17 protein-coding genes are annotated in these 16,769 nt (G+C 73.0%); 12 read left to right on the top strand and 5 right to left on the bottom strand.

What is annotated here, in order from left to right:
* Positions 1–173: 173 nt before the first annotated feature.
* The gene (gene glmS / locus ABZ016_RS05495) at positions 174–2,021 is read left to right on the top strand and encodes a glutamine--fructose-6-phosphate transaminase (isomerizing) (protein ID WP_356915241.1); all 1,848 of its coding nucleotides are present in this window, start codon (positions 174–176) and stop codon (positions 2,019–2,021) included.
* 103 nt (positions 2,022–2,124) lie between these two features.
* Here the strand turns inward: glmS and ABZ016_RS05490 are convergent, their stop codons facing one another.
* Complete coding sequence (locus ABZ016_RS05490) at positions 2,125–2,790, bottom strand: ankyrin repeat domain-containing protein (protein ID WP_356915240.1); 666 nt, start codon at positions 2,788–2,790, stop codon at positions 2,125–2,127.
* Positions 2,791–2,847: 57 nt separating this feature from the next.
* On the opposite strand from ABZ016_RS05490, the gene ABZ016_RS05485 reads away from it, so the two are divergent.
* The gene (locus ABZ016_RS05485) at positions 2,848–3,219 is read left to right on the top strand and encodes a holo-ACP synthase (protein ID WP_356915239.1); all 372 of its coding nucleotides are present in this window, start codon (positions 2,848–2,850) and stop codon (positions 3,217–3,219) included.
* A gap of 19 nt (positions 3,220–3,238) precedes the next feature.
* On the opposite strand, the gene ABZ016_RS05480 is transcribed toward ABZ016_RS05485, so the two are convergent.
* On the bottom strand, positions 3,239–3,511 hold the full coding sequence (locus ABZ016_RS05480; protein WP_356915238.1) for a hypothetical protein: 273 nt from the start codon (positions 3,509–3,511) through the stop codon (positions 3,239–3,241).
* 95 nt (positions 3,512–3,606) lie between these two features.
* Here ABZ016_RS05480 and ABZ016_RS05475 point away from each other — a divergent pair, with 95 nt between their 5' ends.
* Positions 3,607–4,596, top strand: coding sequence for a BtrH N-terminal domain-containing protein (locus ABZ016_RS05475; RefSeq protein WP_356915237.1), 990 nt, complete (start codon positions 3,607–3,609; stop codon positions 4,594–4,596).
* Positions 4,597–4,635: 39 nt separating this feature from the next.
* Here the strand turns inward: ABZ016_RS05475 and ABZ016_RS05470 are convergent, their stop codons facing one another.
* The gene (locus ABZ016_RS05470; protein WP_356915236.1) at positions 4,636–5,790 is read right to left on the bottom strand and encodes a hypothetical protein; all 1,155 of its coding nucleotides are present in this window, start codon (positions 5,788–5,790) and stop codon (positions 4,636–4,638) included.
* 189 nt (positions 5,791–5,979) lie between these two features.
* Between ABZ016_RS05470 and ABZ016_RS05465 the strand changes: the two genes are divergently transcribed.
* The 5 genes from ABZ016_RS05465 (at position 5,980) to ABZ016_RS05445 (ending at position 11,027) form a co-directional block, all read left to right on the top strand.
* Positions 5,980–7,428 carry an NAD(P)H-hydrate dehydratase gene (locus ABZ016_RS05465; protein WP_356915235.1) on the top strand — a complete coding sequence of 483 codons (1,449 nt, stop codon included), beginning with the start codon at positions 5,980–5,982 and terminating at the stop codon, positions 7,426–7,428.
* A 202-nt stretch (positions 7,429–7,630) separates the two neighbouring features.
* A complete protein-coding gene (gene alr / locus ABZ016_RS05460; RefSeq protein ID WP_356915234.1) occupies positions 7,631–8,800 on the top strand; it encodes an alanine racemase in 1,170 nt (389 codons plus the stop codon).
* 171 nt (positions 8,801–8,971) lie between these two features.
* Positions 8,972–10,225, top strand: a complete 1,254-nt coding sequence (locus ABZ016_RS05455; RefSeq protein ID WP_356915233.1) for an alpha/beta hydrolase — start codon at positions 8,972–8,974, stop codon at positions 10,223–10,225.
* The gene (gene tsaE, locus ABZ016_RS05450; protein WP_356915232.1) at positions 10,194–10,712 is read left to right on the top strand and encodes a tRNA (adenosine(37)-N6)-threonylcarbamoyltransferase complex ATPase subunit type 1 TsaE; all 519 of its coding nucleotides are present in this window, start codon (positions 10,194–10,196) and stop codon (positions 10,710–10,712) included. Before ABZ016_RS05455 ends, tsaE begins: the two co-directional genes overlap by 32 nt.
* A 144-nt stretch (positions 10,713–10,856) precedes the next feature.
* Positions 10,857–11,027 (top strand): hypothetical protein, encoded by a 171-nt coding sequence (locus ABZ016_RS05445; RefSeq protein WP_356915231.1) that lies wholly within the window; start codon positions 10,857–10,859, stop codon positions 11,025–11,027.
* 51 nt (positions 11,028–11,078) lie between these two features.
* On the opposite strand, the gene ABZ016_RS05440 is transcribed toward ABZ016_RS05445, so the two are convergent.
* Complete coding sequence (locus ABZ016_RS05440) at positions 11,079–11,651, bottom strand: hypothetical protein (protein ID WP_356915230.1); 573 nt, start codon at positions 11,649–11,651, stop codon at positions 11,079–11,081.
* A gap of 205 nt (positions 11,652–11,856) precedes the next feature.
* Here ABZ016_RS05440 and tsaB point away from each other — a divergent pair, with 205 nt between their 5' ends.
* From tsaB to ABZ016_RS05420, 4 genes are read left to right on the top strand one after another with little or no spacing between them, the layout of a single operon-like run.
* Entirely contained in the window at positions 11,857–12,510 is a 654-nt protein-coding gene (gene tsaB, locus ABZ016_RS05435; RefSeq protein WP_356915229.1) for a tRNA (adenosine(37)-N6)-threonylcarbamoyltransferase complex dimerization subunit type 1 TsaB, read from the top strand.
* Positions 12,507–13,037: a ribosomal protein S18-alanine N-acetyltransferase gene (gene rimI / locus ABZ016_RS05430; RefSeq protein WP_356915228.1), complete on the top strand. Its 531-nt coding sequence runs from the start codon at positions 12,507–12,509 to the stop codon at positions 13,035–13,037. The genes tsaB and rimI overlap by 4 nt, the downstream gene beginning before the upstream one ends.
* Positions 13,030–14,127, top strand: a complete 1,098-nt coding sequence (gene tsaD, locus ABZ016_RS05425) for a tRNA (adenosine(37)-N6)-threonylcarbamoyltransferase complex transferase subunit TsaD (RefSeq protein WP_356915227.1) — start codon at positions 13,030–13,032, stop codon at positions 14,125–14,127. The genes rimI and tsaD overlap by 8 nt, the downstream gene beginning before the upstream one ends.
* Complete coding sequence (locus ABZ016_RS05420; RefSeq protein ID WP_356915226.1) at positions 14,124–14,381, top strand: hypothetical protein; 258 nt, start codon at positions 14,124–14,126, stop codon at positions 14,379–14,381. Before tsaD ends, ABZ016_RS05420 begins: the two co-directional genes overlap by 4 nt.
* A gap of 9 nt (positions 14,382–14,390) precedes the next feature.
* Here the strand turns inward: ABZ016_RS05420 and ABZ016_RS05415 are convergent, their stop codons facing one another.
* The gene (locus ABZ016_RS05415; RefSeq protein WP_356915225.1) at positions 14,391–16,703 is read right to left on the bottom strand and encodes a glycoside hydrolase family 3 N-terminal domain-containing protein; all 2,313 of its coding nucleotides are present in this window, start codon (positions 16,701–16,703) and stop codon (positions 14,391–14,393) included.
* Positions 16,704–16,769 lie beyond the last annotated feature (66 nt).

The following is a 16,769-nucleotide window of genomic DNA, read 5'->3' as shown; positions in this document are numbered from 1 at the left end:
CGTCGCCACGGGCACGTACGAGGAGAGTCAGGTCGACCTCGAACCCGGCTCCCTTGACACGAATCCCGCCCCGCCCTTCCGGGCCGGCGACCGTTTCGTTCCCTGGTGGGAATTTCCGATTTCGGGCACGCGGAAGGGCTTTCGGGGCGGTGTCGGGTCGTAGGCTGCGCCCCATGTGCGGAATCGTGGGATACGTGGGGCCGCAGTCTGCGCTCGAGGTCGTGATGGCCGGGCTGAAGCGGCTGGAGTACCGGGGGTACGACTCGGCGGGTGTCGCCGTGCTGGCCGACGGCGGTCTGGCGGCGGCGAAGAAGGCCGGGAAGCTCCTCAACCTGGAGAAGGAACTGGACGGCCGGCCGCTGCCGACCGGCACGACCGGCATCGGGCACACCCGGTGGGCCACGCACGGCGGACCGACGGACCTCAACGCCCACCCGCACCTCGACAACGCGGGCCGGGTCGCCGTCGTGCACAACGGCATCATCGAGAACTTCGCCTCTCTGCGCGCCGAGTTGGAGGAGCGGGGCCACGAGCTGGCGTCCGAGACGGACACCGAGGTCGTGGCGCATCTGCTCGCCGAGGAGTTCTCGTCGTGCGCGGATCTCGCCGAGGCGATGCGGCTGGTGTGCCGGCGGCTGGAGGGCGCGTTCACGCTGGTGGCGGTGCACGCCGACGAGCCGGACGTGGTGGTGGGCGCGCGGCGCAACTCGCCGCTGGTGGTGGGCGTCGGAGAGGGTGAGGCCTTTCTCGCCTCGGACGTCGCCGCGTTCATCGCGCACACGCGCTCGGCCATCGAGCTGGGACAGGACCAGGTGGTGGAGCTGCGCCGGGACGGCGTGGTGGTGACGGGCTTCGACGGCCGCCCGGCCGACGTCCGTTCGTACCACGTCGACTGGGACGCGTCGGCCGCGGAGAAGGGCGGCTACGACTACTTCATGCTCAAGGAGATCGCCGAGCAGCCCAAAGCGGTCGCCGACACGCTGCTGGGCCGGATCGACGGCTCCGGTTCGCTGACGCTGGACGAGGTGCGGATCCCGCCGCGGGTGCTCCGCGAGATCGACAAGGTCGTCATCGTCGCGTGCGGTACGGCCTTCCACGCCGGGATGATCGCCAAGTACGCCATCGAGCACTGGACGCGCCTGCCGTGCGAGGTGGAACTGGCCAGTGAGTTCCGCTACCGGGACCCGATCCTGGACGCACAGACCCTGGTCATCGCGATCTCACAGTCCGGCGAGACCATGGACACCCTCATGGCGCTCCGTCACGCCCGGGAGCAGGGCTCGAAAGTCCTGGCCATCTGCAACACCAACGGCTCGACGATCCCGCGCGAGTCGGACGCGGTGCTGTACACGCACGCCGGGCCGGAAGTGGCCGTCGCGTCCACCAAGGCGTTCCTGACGCAGCTCGTGGCGTGCTACCTGGTCGCGCTGTATCTGGGGCAGGTGCGGGGCACCAAGTGGGGCGACGAGATCCGGGCGGTGATCCGCGACCTGTCCTCGATCGCCGGTGCGGTGGAGCAGGTCCTCGGGACGATGGAGCCGGTGCGGGAGCTCGCGCGCACGCTGGCTTCGAAGAACACGGTGCTGTTCCTCGGGCGGCACGTGGGGTATCCCGTGGCGCTCGAAGGCGCGCTGAAGCTCAAGGAGCTGGCCTACATGCACGCCGAGGGGTTCGCGGCCGGGGAGCTGAAGCACGGGCCGATCGCCCTGATCGAGGAGGACCTGCCGGTCGTCGTCGTGGTGCCGTCGCCGCGCGGGCGGTCCGTGCTGTACGACAAGATCGTGTCCAACATCCAGGAGATCCGGGCGCGAGGGGCGCGGACGATCGTCATCGCGGAGGAGGGCGACGAGGCGGTGGTGCCGTACGCCGACCATCTGATCCGGATCCCGGTCACGCCGACGCTGTTGCAGCCGCTGGTGGCGACCGTGCCGCTCCAGGTGTTCGCCTGCGAGTTGGCCACGGCCCGGGGGAACGAGGTGGACCAGCCCCGGAATCTGGCGAAGTCGGTGACGGTGGAGTGAGCGCAAGGGGCGAACGGCCGACCGCCGTTCGCCCTCACTTGCTGGTCTTGCCGCAGGCCGTGTACGAGCCGCCCTTGTAGGCCTTGCCGTCGTGAGGGGGGCGTCAGTACGGGAAGGTCCAGGGCGGCGGCGGTGTGGGGCTGTAGGGGAGCTTGGTCCAGCCCTCGGGGGTCACCTGGTAGAAGTCGCCGTTGTCGCCGTCCATCCGCGAGCTGCCGTTCACGTGCACGGTGTCCGCGTGGAGGCGGTAGTGGAAGCCGCCCATCATGCCGACCACCCGGAAGAAGATCCGCACGTCCAGACCCTCCGTCAGGGGCGACAGGGGCGGCAGCAGGTGCTCGATCTCGTCGAAGCAGCGCCCTGTCCGCTCCCGCAGCATCGCGTGGAAGTGGTGCTCCAGCGCGTCGGCGGGGGAGGGGAGCCGCCGTACCGCGACGGGTTCCAGGAGTTCCAGCAGATGTGTGTGTCCTCGCTCCCGCGCGACGTCCACGGGGAGCCGTCCGTCCCTCGTGCGCTGCGTGCGCCAGGCGCCGTGCGCGATCAGCCGGGAGACGACGGCGATACCGGCGCCGTGCCAGGCCGCCTGGTGCAGCGGGGCGAATCCGCTGCGGTTGCCGGGGCGGGGCAGGTTGACCCACCCGGGGTTCTCCTCCAGCTCCCCGAGAACGCCGTCCCAGTCGGCGTCCCGGGCCGAGTCCGAGAAACGGTCCCGGCCCTTCAGGTACCAGTCCCCGTAGCGGTCGCGGTCGGTGAGGCCGTCCCATTCCATGCCGATCATGCTAGTCATCGCGTGGAAACGCCGTGGCGTCACCGTAGGGTGCTGCGCATGAGCATCATCGGGGTCGGGATCGATGTCGCCGAGATCGAGCGCTTCGCGGCGTCTTTGGAGCGTACGCCCGCGCTGGCCGAGCGGCTGTTCGTGGAGCGGGAGTTGTTGTTGTCCAGCGGGGAGCGCCGGGGTGTCGCCTCGCTGGCTGCCCGGTTCGCCGCCAAGGAAGCCCTGGCCAAGGCGCTCGGCGCCCCGGCCGGACTGCTCTGGACCGACGCGGAGGTGTACGTCGAGGACAGTGGGCAGCCCCGGCTACGGGTGACCGGGACCGTGGCCGCCCGGGCCTCCGAACTCGGCGTGAAGTCCTGGCACGTGTCGCTGAGTCATGACGCGGGCGTGGCGTCGGCCGTCGTGATCGCGGAGGGGTGACCCGAGGGGGCGGAACGGGTCAGTACATGGCCCACAGGAGCGTGACCGTGCCGACGAAGCCCGCCGCGCCCAGCACCGCGCCCGCCGCCGCCGTCCACATGCGGCCCATGCCCTTGCGGGCGTAGTGCACGCCCATCGCGCCGAACGTGACGGCCAGCGCCCCGGCCAGCACCGTCCAGGGGATCAGGAACGCCCACGTGCCCACCGCGGAGAAGGCGCCGAGGACGAATGCCGTGGGGCCGAGGGCGGTGGCGGGTGAGTCGGTTGCCGTGGAGGTGGTGGATCCGGCCATGTCTGGCCTCCCCTGTTCGAGCGAATTTTGTTCGAGCGACTTTTGAACGAGTTCAAATCGTACGTCGATCATAGCGACTTCCGGGAGGGCACGGCATGACCACGGTGAAAGGCGTCGACACCCGCGGCGCGCAGCACTGCGAGACGACAGCACTGGGAGTGCTGCTCCGGCACCAGGGAATCGAGCTGTCCGAGCCCATGCTCTTCGGCCTCGGCGCCGGCCTGTCCTTCGTCTACTGGGACAGCAAGAACATGCCGTTCCCGTTCCTCGGCGGGCGGGTCAAGCCCTTCGAGCTCACCAGGAACCTCGCCGGCCGACTCGGGCTGGATCTGGTGGTGCGGGAGACCGGGTCCGCCCGCAAGGGATGGGAGAACGTGGCGGCGGCCATCGACGCCGGCCGTCCCGTCGGACTGCAACTCGACAGCTACCACCTGGACTACTTCACCTCGAAGGTGCACTTCGGCGGTCATGTCGTCGCCCTGTACGGCTACGACGAGCGGCACGCCTACCTGGTCGACACCGAGCAGCAGGGCGGCGCCGTGTCCACCGGTCTGGACAGCCTCGCCCGCGCAAGGGCCGCACGCGGGCCGATGACCGCCCGGCACCGGTCCTTCACCCTCACCGTTCCGGCGACGTCACCCGCCCCGCGGGACCGGATCCTCTCCGCCGTCACCGCCTGCGCGGACGCCTTCCTGCACCCGCCCATCGCCAATCTCGGCCACCGGGGCATCGAGAAGGCCGGGAAGCTCGTGCCCACCTGGCTCGGGCGCACCGACGACCCGCGGCGGGACCTGCCGCAGGCCGCCCTCCTGATGGAGAAGGCCGGCACCGGCGGGGCCCTGTTCCGCAACCTCTACCGCGACTTCCTCGCCGAGAGCGCCGAGTTGCTCGACAGCGGTCCGCTGCGTACCGGGCACCGGCTGTACGCCGAGGCGGCCGGTCTGTGGACGGACGTCGCGGCACTGATCACCGAAGCCGGTGAGTCGGGCGAGAAGCAGTGCCTCGTCCGGGCCGGTGCCGTCCTCTCCGGCATCGCACGCGTCGAACGCGAGGCCATGCGGGCGCTGATCCGCCTGCGCGACTGAGCCCCCGCCGGGTGAGGGCGAGGGCTCGGCCGGCGGGCGTCAGCAGATGGACTGGCTGCTGTTCACCCGCGTGATGTTGCGGAATGTCGTGTTCTCGCCGCACGGGCTCTCCCTGATGGCCGAGTTGGTGACCGTCAGGTTCTGGACCGTGATGTCCTTGTTGTTGGGGAACTCCGAGCGGGCGGCCAGCCGCAGCTCGCCGCCGCCCGAGATCGTGCCGCTCTGGGCCGCCAGATTGACGTTGTAACAGTTCTCGATCAGGACCGAGTTGTTGCCGGTGTTGGAGAGGGTGACCTTGTCGATCGTCGCTCCGCCGCTCTCCGAGACGCAGAACACCCCGCGTCCGCCGCCCCGGGCGACGACCTCGCCGACCCGGATGTTGGTGGGGTAGCCGCTGCCGACCCGGCCGTTGCGGTTGGCCATGCGGAAGGCCGCGTAGCCGGTGCCCGTGCCCGCGTTCTCCGCGTCCACCTTGGTGACGCTCGCGTTGATGGTCTGGTTGAGCAGCAGGCCGGACTCGCCCACGTTGCGGGCGGTGACGGTGCCGATGGTGAGGCCGTCGACGCCGTAGGTCTCGACCGCGTGGCTGGAGGCGCCGGAGACGTAGACGGTGCCGATACGGACGTTGCGCGTCCACTGGCTGGTGTCGCCGCGGTTGTCGATGCGGACGCCGAGGCCGCGGGAGAGGCGCATGTCTATTTGGCCGAGCACCACGTTCTGGACGTTGCGCAGGAAGATGCCGTACAGCGGGGCGCCGGTGAGCTTGAGGTTCTGGACCTCGATGTCGCGGGTGCCGCGGGAGTAGACGGGCGCCTGGTCGCCCGAGCCGCTGCCCGTGACGTCGATGGTGCCGCAGACGTCGAGGACGGTGTAGCTCGGCAGGGAGATGCGGGAGCCCGCCGAGATCGAGCCGGAGCCGCGGACCACGACCCGTTCCTTCGACGTGCGCCCCGGGGTGAGGCTGTTGACGGCGGCCTGGACGGCCGCGCGCATGTCGGTGCCGGTGTAGACGGTGCTGCCGCCGCGCCGGGCGGTCCAGGTGCCGCCGCTCTGCACGGCCTCGGCCTGGTAGGAGCCGTCTCCGCAGGCCGCCGCTCGTGCGGGGGCCGCGGTGGCGGGAGCGGTCAGGTTCCCGGCGGCCGTCAGGAGGGCGGTGGCGCCGGCGGCGGCGAGTAATGCGGCTCTGCGTCCCATGGGGGCCTCGGTTTCGTCGGACGTGGGGGGTGTGCGCCGGTGTGCAAGCGCTTTCTGCGCGGGCGGGATTCTGGCAAAGGGACGGCAAAGCGTCAATGGACGCGGCACGGCCGGGAGTTGCGACACGGGGTGGAGTCGCGCGAGATGCGGGGGGGAATGGCCCGGCGGTCGTACGGGAAACTCGACCGCATGCGGAGTGCGTACAGCGTGGAAACGGTCAGGACCGCCGAACGGGAGCTGATGGCGCGGCTGCCGGAAGGGGCGCTGATGCAGCGCGCCGCCGCCGGACTCGCCGCCGCCTGCGCCGACCTGCTGGGGCGGGTGTACGGCGGCCGGGTCGTGCTGCTGGTCGGCAGCGGCGACAACGGCGGTGACGCGCTGTACGCCGGTGCCCGGCTGGCCCGGCGCGGGGCCGGGGTCACGGCGGTGCTGCTCGCGCCGGAGCGGGCTCACGCCGGTGGGCTCGCGGCGCTGCGGCGGGCCGGGGGGCGTGCCGTGGAGGCCGGTGAGGCCGTGGGGGGCGGTGGCGTCGAGGAACTGGTCGAGCGGGCGGATCTCGTCGTCGACGGCATCGTGGGGATCGGGGGGAAGGGCGGGCTGCGCCCGGACGCGGTGCCGCTGGCCGCCGCCGCCGAACGGTCGCGGGGCGCGGTCGTCGCCGTCGATCTGCCGAGCGGGGTCGACGCCGACACGGGCGAGGTCCGCGGGACGGCCGTACGGGCGGATCTGACGGTGACGTTCGGGACGCACAAGCCGGGGCTGCTGATCGACCCGGCGCGGGAGTACGCGGGAACCGTGCGGCTGGTCGACATCGGGCTGGAGCTGCCGGCCGAGCCGGAGCTGGAGGCGTTGCAGCACGCGGACGTGGCGCGGCTGCTGCCGGTGCCCCGGGCCGAGAGCGACAAGTACCGCCGGGGTGTCGTCGGGATCGCCGCCGGGTCGGCACGCTACCCGGGCGCCGCCGTGCTCGCCGTGGCGGGCGCGCTGCGGGGCGGGGCCGGGGCCGTGCGGTACGTCGGGCCGGCCGGGGACGCCGTCATCGCACGGTTTCCCGAGACCCTCGTGTCGGACCAGGGGCCGAAGCGCGCCGGGCGGGTGCAGGCCTGGGTCGTCGGGCCCGGGGCCGGGGACGACGCGGCGACGGTGGCGGAGGTGCTGGCGGCGGACGTGCCGGTGCTGGTCGACGCGGACGGGTTGCGGCTGGCCGACGCGTCGGCCGTACGGGCGCGGCGGGCGCCGACGGTGATGACGCCGCACGCCGGGGAGGCGGCGGCGCTGCTCGGGGTCGACCGGGGGGAGGTCGAGGGGGCCCGGCTGGCGGCGGCCCGGGAGCTGGCGGGGCGGTACGGGGCGACCGTGCTGCTGAAGGGGTCCACGACGTTGGTGGCGGACTCCGGGGGCGGGGCGGTGCGGGTCAATCCGACGGGGACGTCATGGCTGGCGACGGCGGGCAGTGGGGACGTGTTGTCGGGGCTGACGGGGTCGTTGCTGGCGGCGGGGCTTTCGGCGGTGGACGCGGCGAGTGTGGGGGCGTACGTGCATGGGCTGGCCGGGCGGCTGGCGGCGGACGGGGCGCCGGTGGGGGCGCATGATGTGGCCGAGGGGGTTCCGGAGGCCTGGCGGAATGTTCTCGGCTGAGTGAGTCGGGGGTGCTCGGGTGGGTGGGGGTTGTTGTGGAGGTGGGTCGCCCCCTCCGCCCCTTCCCGTCCCGAGTCCGGGGGCTGCCGCCCCCGTGCCCCCGCTTCGGCCTGGACGGCCTCGTCCTCAAGCGCCGGACGGGCTGAGAAGGCTGAGCCGGGTCCTCCCGCCCGGGGCAGGGCGCTCTGAGACACTGGGCGCGATGAGCGAGAGAACAGTCCCGGCCACGGCGCCCCTGCGGGCCCGTGCGGAGATCGACTTGGCCGCCCTGCGGGGCAATGTGCGCGCCCTGCGTGCCCATGCGCGGGGTGCGGCCCTGATGGCCGTCGTGAAGTCCGAGGCGTACGGCCACGGGGCTGTGCCGTGTGCCCGGGCGGCCGTCGCCGCGGGGGCGGACTGGCTGGGCACGGCCACGCCCGAGGAGGCCCTCGCCCTGCGGGCCGCCGGGCTGCCGGGCCGCATCATGTGCTGGCTGTGGACGCCCGGCGGACCCTGGCGCGAGGCGATCGAGGCGGATCTCGACGTGTCCGTCAGCGCGATGTGGGCCCTCGACGAGGTCATCGCTGCCGCCCGGCTCGCGGGCCGGCCCGCCCGCGTGCAGCTCAAGGCCGACACGGGGCTCGGGCGGGGCGGCTGCCAGCCCGGGGACGACTGGGCCGAGCTGGTCCGGGAGGCGCTGCGCGCCGAGGCCGAGGGGCTGCTGCGCGTCACGGGGCTGTGGTCGCACTTCGCCTGTGCCGACGAGCCCGGCCACCCCTCCATCGCGGCCCAGATCGGCCTCTTCCGGGAGATGGTCGGCTACGCCGAGGAGCGGGGAGCCCGCCCCGAGGTCCGGCACATCGCCAACTCGCCCGCCACCCTCACCGTCCCCGAGAGCCACTTCGACCTCGTCCGGACCGGCATCTCCCTCTACGGCATCTCGCCCAGTCCCGAGCTCGGCACCCCGGCCGACTTCGGGCTGCGCCCGGTGATGACGCTGTCCGCCTCGCTCGCCCTGGTCAAGCACGTACCGGGCGGACACGGCGTGAGCTACGGCCACCATTACGTGACGTCCGGCGAGACCACCCTCGGCCTCGTGCCGCTGGGTTACGCGGACGGCATCCCGAGGCACGCCTCGTCCGCCGGCCCGGTCCTGGTCGAGGGCAAGTGGCGCACGATCGCCGGGCGGGTCGCGATGGACCAGTTCGTGGTCGACCTGGGCGGGGACGAGCCCGCGGCGGGCGACGAGGCGGTGCTCTTCGGGCCCGGGGACCGTGGCGAGCCCACCGCCGAGGACTGGGCCCAGGCGGCCGGAACCATCGCCTACGAGATCGTGACCCGGATCGGAACGCGCGTTCCGCGCGTCTATGTGAACGAGGGACGGGACAGCTAGCCCGGACGGGGAACTCGTCACCCGAAGCACGACAGTCACGCGCACAACAGCAGCACCGAACAGCACCAAGACCAGCACCAAGACCAGCAGCAAGACCAGCAGCAAGACCAGCACCGAGACCAACACCAGAAGCGGCATCGCGATGAGCAGCCCGGCGAAGAGGAGCGGTACGTGAGCGAGAGCAGTGCGGAGGTCGTCGCGCACGCCGCCTCCGCGGCCGTCGCGGCCTCCGCCGCGGGGGCGGCGGGAGGCTGGCGCCGGGCGACCGGCATCGCGGGCGTCGCGATAGGCGTGGTGGCCGCGGGCGCGGCCGCCGGTGTGGCCCTGGAACGGATGACCGTCGGCCGCGGCATGCGCCAGAAGGCGCGGCTCGCGCTGGACTCGGCGGGCCCCTACGGCTCGCTGCGCGGCATGCCCGGCAAGGCGTTCGCCGACGACGGCACAGAGCTGTACTACGAGGTCGACGACGTCGACCCGGAGGCCGCCTCGGCCATCGGCCCGCGCCGCCGGAGGCTCTTCGGCCGCAAGTCCCCGGCCCCCGTCACGGTCGTCTTCAGCCACGGTTACTGCCTCAGCCAGGACTCCTGGCACTTCCAGCGGGCGGCGCTCAGGGGCGTCGTACGGACCGTGCACTGGGACCAGCGCAGCCATGGCCGCTCCGGCCGTGGCGTGGCCCAGGCGCGGGACGAGGCGGTCACCATCGAGCAGCTGGGCCGGGACCTGAAGGCCGTCATCGACGCGGCCGCGCCCGAGGGGCCGATCGTGCTGGTCGGGCACTCGATGGGCGGCATGACGGTGATGGCGCTGGCCGACCAGTACCCCGAGCTGATCCGGGAGCGGGTCGTCGGGGTCGCCTTCGTGGGGACGTCGTCGGGGCGGCTCGGCGAGGTGAACTACGGGCTTCCGGTCGCGGGCGTCAACGCGGTGCGGCGGGTGCTGCCCGGGGTGCTGAAAGCGCTGGGGCAGCAGGCCGAGCTGGTGGAGAAGGGGCGGCGGGCCACCGCCGACCTGTTCGCCGGGATCATCAAGCGGTACTCGTTCGCGTCCCGGGACGTGGACCCGGCCATCGCCCGGTTCGCCGAGCGGATGATCGAGAGCACGCCCATCGACGTGGTGGCCGAGTACTACCCGGCGTTCAACGACCACGACAAGACCGAGGCCCTCGTCCACTTCGCCGACCTCCCGGTCCTCGTGCTGGCCGGGGTGCAGGATCTGGTCACGCCCAGTGAGCACAGCGAGGCCATCGCCGATCTGCTGCCGGACGCCGAGCTCGTGCTGGTGCCGGACGCGGGGCACCTGGTGATGCTGGAACACCCGGAAGTGGTCACCGACCGCCTCGCCGACCTGCTCACCCGCACGGGTGCCGTGCCCGCAGGGGCTACCGTGAAGGGCTATGGGAACACCAGCACCGCACAGCCCGGCTGAGCCCGGATCCGTCCAGATCGTCGTCACCTCCCCCGAGCAGATGCGGGAGCTGGGCCGCCGGCTCGCGAAACTGCTGCGCGCGGGTGACCTGGTGATGCTGAGCGGTGAGCTCGGAGCGGGCAAGACGACGCTGACCCGTGGGCTGGGCGAGGGGCTCGGCGTGCGCGGGGCCGTCACCTCGCCGACCTTCGTGATCGCCCGGGTGCACCCGTCGCTGGGCGACGGGCCGCCGCTGGTCCATGTCGACGCCTACCGGCTCTCCGGCGGGCTGGACGAGATGGAGGACCTCGACCTCGACGTCTCGCTGCCCGAGTCCGTGGTCGTCGTGGAGTGGGGCGAGGGCAAGGTCGAGGAGCTGACCGAGGACCGGCTCCAGGTCGTCATCCACCGGGCGGTGGGCGACACGACCGACGAGGTCCGGCAGATGACGATCACCGGTCTGGGAGAACGCTGGGTGTCGGCCGACCTGAGCGTGCTCGCGGCGTAGACCCGGCCGCGTGGTGTTTTGATGAACGTTCCGACAAGGCGTCGGCAAGATGTTGCGTCCGGCGTCCCGGACGTGGTCACATGGTATCCAGTCCGTAGTTAGGTCTACCTAACTACGTCCGCCCCCGCCCTTCAGGAGGCGTCCATGTCGGCTACACAGAGCAAGGGGCAGCCGCTGCCCTTCGCGGTCGCAGGGGTGTCCATGCGTGATCTGCTGGCGGCGGGCGAGGCGGCGGTGCTGGTCTCCACACCCCCGCGCGCTCCCGAGCCGGAGCTCTCCTCCGAGCCGGCCGAGGACCACCGCGAGGCCGCGTAGAGCATCCGCGGGCGGGCCCGCCGGGGAGACGGCCTGCCGGCGGACGGCCTGCTAGCGGACGACCACGACCTTGCGGCCGATCGTCGCGAACGTCCACATCGCCGCGCCGTCCAGGCGTGACTCGCGGATACCGCCCGTGCGCGCCTGCCCGGCGGGTGCGGGTACGGGTGCGGGTGAGGCGGTCGGGTCGCCGACGGCCGCGCTGAAGCCGATGACCACGCCCTGCACGCTGGTGAAGCGCACGACGTGCTCGACGGGGACGCCGTCGGAGCCGGTGATCGTGTTCGAGCGGGACGTGACCGTGTAGCTGCCCGGGACCGGGTCCACCTGACTCGGGTCGACCTCGAACGTACGGGTGACCACCTCGTCGGAGCCGACCAGCCACACCCGGTCGCCGCTCAGGGAGTACACGACCCGTGCGCCCGCGCCGGAAGCGTCCGGCAGCGCGGCCGGGTCCTTCTTCACCTGGGGCGCCTTCGAGGCGCCGGCCGACGGTGAGGCGCCCGCCCGGGGCCTGCCCAGACCGGCCGGGACGGTCTGCGACGCCTCGTGGGCGAGGTAGCCGACCGTGACCAGGGCAGCGGCGGTGAGCCCGGCCACGATCCCCGAGCTTCTTGCTGCCACCGTCGCCCACCTCCGCGTCGTACCACCTGCCGTGCACGCCGTGTCCGCCGCGCCGTGACGGTAGGTGACGGTAGCAGCAGGTGACGACCCGGCAGGTGCGACCGTGCCGGGCTCGGGGCCCGTGTCGGACGTACCGCCTGCCCCGCCCCGGCGGGCGGACGACGGTCCGTCCGACACGGGCCCCGCGGAGCCGTAGGCTGTTTGCGTGCTCTTGCTCGCTCTGGATACCGCCACCCCCGCCGTCACCGTCGCCCTGCACGACGGACGCGACGTCATCGCCTCGTCGAGCCAGGTGGACGCGCGGCGGCACGGGGAACTGCTGCTGCCGGCGATCGACCGGGTGCTCGCCGAGGCCGGCCTGAAGCTCGACGCCGTCACCGGGATCGCCGTCGGCATCGGCCCCGGCCCGTACACCGGGCTGCGCGTCGGGCTGATGACCGCCGAGACCTTCGGGCTGGCGCTCGGCGTCCCCGTGCACGGCGTGTGCACGCTGGACGCGCTCGCCTACGCCGCCGACCTTCAGGGCCCGTTCGTCGTGGCGACCGACGCCCGCCGCAAGGAGGTGTACTGGGCGCGCTACGCCGACTCCCGCACCCGCGTCGGCGACCCGGCGGTCGACCGGCCCGCCGACATCGCCGAGCAGGTCGAGGGCCTGCCCGCGGTGGGCGCGGGCGCGCTGCTCTACCCGGACACCTTCCCCAAGGCGCACGAGCCCGAGCACGTGTCCGCCGCCGCCCTCGCCCGGCTGGCCGCCGAGCGGCTCGCCGCGGGTGCCGAACTCCCCGCGCCCCGGCCGCTGTACCTGCGCCGCCCCGACGCCCAGGTCCCCAAGAACTACAAGGTGGTCACCCCCAAGTGACCGAGCCCATGACGAGTGTGCTGCGCGAGATGCGCTGGTGGGACATCGACCCCGTGCTGAAGATCGAGCGGAACCTGTTCCCCGACGACGCCTGGTCGCGGGGCATGTTCTGGTCCGAGCTGGCCCACGCGCGCGGACCGGAGGCGACCCGCAAGTACGTGGTGGCCGAGGCGGGGGAGCGGATCGTCGGCTACGCCGGTCTCGCCTCCTCCGGCGATCAGGCCGACATCCAGACCATCGCCGTCACCCGGGAGCAGTGGGGGACGGGGCTGGGCGGCCGTCTGCTCACCGAACTGCTGCGGGCCGCGACCGCCTTCGAGTGCGCCGAGGTGATGCTGGAGTGCCGCGTGGACAACATCCGCGCGCAGAAGCTGTACGAGCGGTTCGGCTTCGAGGCCATCGGCTTCAGGCGGGGCTACTACCAGCCGGGGAACGTGGACGCCCTGGTGATGCGACTGACCACGAAACCCGGCAGCGGCTCCGCCCCGGGTTCGACTTCCGTACAAGGAACCGAGATCAATGGCTGACGAACCACTCGTCCTCGGCATCGAGACCTCCTGCGACGAGACCGGCGTCGGCATCGTCCGCGGCACCACCCTGCTCGCCGACGCCGTGGCCTCCAGCGTCGACGAGCACGCCCGCTTCGGCGGTGTCGTGCCCGAGGTCGCCTCCCGGGCGCACTTGGAGGCGATGGTGCCCACCATCGACCGCGCGCTGAAGGAAGCGGGGGTGAGCGCACGGGATCTGGACGGCATCGCCGTCACCGCCGGTCCCGGGCTCGCGGGCGCCCTGCTGGTCGGCGTCTCCGCGGCGAAGGCGTACGCCTACGCTCTCGGCAAGCCCCTCTACGGCGTCAACCACCTCGCCTCGCACATCTGCGTCGACCAGTTGGAGCACGGCCCGCTGCCCGAGCCGACCATGGCGCTGCTGGTGTCCGGCGGCCACTCCTCGCTGCTGCTGTCGAGCGACATCACCTCCGACGTCCGCCCGATGGGCGCGACCATCGACGACGCGGCCGGTGAGGCCTTCGACAAGATCGCCCGGGTGCTGAACCTGGGCTTCCCGGGCGGCCCGGTCATCGACCGGTACGCGCGCGAGGGCGACCCGAACGCCATCGCCTTCCCGCGCGGCCTGACCGGCCCGCGCGACCCGGCGTACGACTTCTCCTTCTCGGGGCTGAAGACGGCCGTGGCGCGCTGGATCGAGGCGAAGCGGGCGGCCGGCGAGGAGGTGCCGGTGCGCGATGTCTCGGCCTCCTTCCAGGAGGCGGTCGTGGACGTGCTGACCCGCAAGGCCGTCCGGGCGTGCAAGGACGAGGGCGTCGACCACCTGATGATCGGCGGCGGGGTGGCCGCCAACTCCCGGCTGCGGGCCCTGGCCCAGGAACGCTGCGAGGCGGCCGGGATCCGGCTGCGCGTGCCGCGGCCCAAGCTGTGCACCGACAACGGCGCGATGGTCGCCGCGCTCGGCGCCGAGATGGTGGCCCGCAACCGGGCCGCGTCGAGCTGGGACCTGCCGGCGGACTCCTCGCTGCCGGTGACGGAACCTCATGTCCCGGGCCACCACCACGGCCACGACCATGTGCACGAGGTCAGCAAGGAGAACCTCTACTCATGACGGTCGCCCTGATGTGGGAGGCCCGGGCCGTGGCCGGCCGCGGCGAGGACCTGCTGGACTGGGCCCGCGCCCAGGAGCTCCCCCGTGAGCCCCTGCGCCGCGAGACCCTGCGCGCTCCCCAGGACCGGGTCCTCGTCATCACCTGGTGGGACGCCCCGTACGACGCCGAGCTGCCCGAGCTGCCGGAGCCGGGCGGGGAGCTGGTCACCAGGGCGGTGCACCGGTGGCGGTTCGAGTCGCTGGGCGCCGGCTGACCCGGCCGCTCAGTCCGCGCGGCGCACCTCCGTCTCGCACCGCAGCATCCGGTCCGGGCCGAGCACCCGGAGCGGGCCCGTGAGGGCGAGGCGCGCGGTGTGCCGCACGTCGGCGCTGGACGCCGCCAGCCGCAGTTCCAGGGCGCCCGGTTCGACGACCCGGCGGCCCGAGCGGTCGGTGAAGGACGACAGGTCCGCATGGAAGCGGAACGTCACCCGGACCGCCTCACCCGGCGCCGCCGTCACACGCTGGTAGCCGATCAGCCGCATGTCCGGACGGGTCACCGAGGCCACCGGGTCGTGCAGGTACAGCTGCACCACCTCCGCGCCCTCGCGGTCGCCCGTGTTGCGGACGGTCACCGACACGTCGTACGTCCCGTCCGTGCCGAGCTCCGCCGGCTCCTCGCCGCCCGTGCCGTCCTCCCACGCGAACGTCGTGTACGAGCGGCCGTGGCCGAAGGCGTACAGCGGCGTCGGGTCGAGGTTGCTGACCTCGCCCGCGAGGCCCAGGGGCGGCTGGAGGTACGTCCAGGGCTGGCCACCGGGAAGCTGCGGGACGCTCACGGGGAGGCGGCCCGAGGGGTTCACGCGGCCCGACAGCACTCCCGCGACCGCCGGGCCGCCCTCCTCCCCGGGGAAGAAGGCCTGGACGACCGCGCCCGGGCGGCCGTGCCAGCGGCCCAGGGCGTAGGGGCGGCCGGTCAGCAGGACCAGCACCACGGGGACGCCCGTGGCCAGCAGCGCGTCCAGCAGTTCGCCCTGGACGCCCGGGAGGTTCAGGTCCGTGGCGTCGCAGCCCTCGCCCGAGGTGCCGCGGCCGAACAGGCCCGCCCGGTCGCCGAGGACCGCCACGCACACGTCCGCCTCCGCGGTACGGGCGACGGCCTCCTCGAAGCCCGCGGTGTCCGGGTCCGTCACGTCGCAGCCCTGCGCGAACGTCACCTTGGCGTCGGGGAGTTCGGTGCGCAGGGCGTCCAGGACGGTCGGGATCTCGACGCCGACCGGCACGTCGGGGTGGTGGGGCAGCACGTGGGACGGGAAGGAGTAGCAGCCCAGCATGGCCAGGGCGTCGGCGGCCCGGGGGCCGACCACCGCGATGCGGGTGTCGGGGGCCAGCGGCAGCAGGCCGTCGGGGTTGTCGAGCAGGACGACCGACTCCTCCGCCAGGCGGCGGGCCAGGATGCGGTTGCCCGTCGAGTCCAGGTTGACCGCGGTGGCCGGCTCGGGGGCCCAGTCCTCGTCGAGCAGGCCCAGTTCGCACTTCTGGAGCAGGACGCGGCGGGCCGCGCGGTCCACCAGCTCCTCGGGGACCCGGCCCGCCCGGACGGCGTCCAGCAGCGGCGGTCCGTAGCACTTGAGGGTGGGCAGTTCGACGTCGATGCCGGCCGTGAGCGCCGCGTGGGCCGCCTCGGCGGGGGTGCCGGCGACCCGGTGCAGGGTGTGGAGGAAGCCGATGCCGAAGTAGTCCGCGACCACCGTGCCGGTGAAGCCCCACTCCTCGCGCAGCAGGCGGGTCAGCAGCTCGGGGTCCGCGGAGGCCGGGACGCCGTCGGTCTCGGTGTACGCGGCCATCACCGAGCGGGGCGCGCCCTCGCGCACCGCCATCTCGAAGGGCGGCAGGGTGACGTCGGCGAACTCGCGGACACCGGCCCGCACCGGCGCCAGGTTGCGCGCCCCGGCCGAGGAGGCGTATCCGGCGAAGTGCTTGAGCGTGGCGACGACTCCGGCGGACTCCAGACCTCGCACGTACGCCGAGCCGATCGTCCCGACCAGGTACGGGTCCTCGCCGATGGTCTCCTCCACGCGCCCCCAGCGCGGATCGCGCACGACGTCCAGGACGGGCGCGAGACCCTGGTGGACGCCGGCCGAGCGCAGGTCGTCGCCGATGCGCCGGGCCATCTCCCCGACCAGCGGCGGGTCCCAGGTGGCGCCCCAGGCCAGGGGGACGGGGTAGGCCGTGGCCTGCCAGGCGGTGAAGCCGGCCAGGCACTCCTCGTGCGCGATCGCCGGGATGCCGAACCGGCCGGCCTCGGTGATACGGCGCTGGGCGCGGGCGAGGGCCTGCGCGCCGAGCGCCGGGTCCACGGGGGCGGTGCCGAAGGAACGGGTGAGCTGTCCCAGGCCGTGGGTGATCAGCTCGTCCCAGTCGTAGTCGGCGGTCATGTCGTGCTGGTGCGGGGCGACACCGCCACCGTCCGTCGCGGCGCCCACCCACACGCCGTACAGCTGGGCGGTCTTCTCCTCCAGAGTCATCCGGGAGAGCAGGTCGTCGACGCGGGCGGCGGCAGGCAGGGCGGGGTCACGCCAGGGCGCGGTGGTCATGAAGCTCCTGTCGGGTGGACGGGACGGCCCTCTCACGAATGGTGCTGACGAGCGCGTGAACGGTGC

Origin of the sequence: Streptomyces sp. NPDC006372 (assembly GCF_040612515.1) — a bacterium.
In the GTDB taxonomy this organism is placed as follows: domain Bacteria; phylum Actinomycetota; class Actinomycetes; order Streptomycetales; family Streptomycetaceae; genus Streptomyces.
Note: the sequence above shows the minus strand (reverse complement) of the source record. Positions and strands in the feature narration are given on the sequence as shown.